We start from the raw sequence: 231 nt of genomic DNA, 5'->3' as shown, positions 1-231 counted from the left end.
ATCTAGTTTCCAAGGAACTACGTTTTTAAAATCTAAAGTCCAATTATTTTTTTCTAAATCTTTTATTTTCAAATCGTTCCATGAAGTAATATAATCCATCCATAAAAAACCTAATTTCCAAACTTTTTGTTCTGTTAAATTAACATTTTCAATATCTGTTAGCCTTAAACCACCTGATTTAGATTGAGCTACACCTATTGAATTTTCAATTTTAACTCCATTAATTGATGG

At 26.4% G+C, this 231-nt stretch carries 1 protein-coding gene; it reads right to left on the bottom strand.

Annotated features, from left to right (window positions below):
• Nucleotides 1–231: hypothetical protein (locus tag ACY2RS_RS16000; RefSeq protein ID WP_490099639.1), on the bottom strand; the 231-nt coding region annotated here is incomplete at both ends.

The sequence above is a fragment of the Patiriisocius sp. 208BN25-11 genome (genome assembly GCF_058147145.1).
Note: the sequence above shows the minus strand (reverse complement) of the source record. Positions and strands in the feature narration are given on the sequence as shown.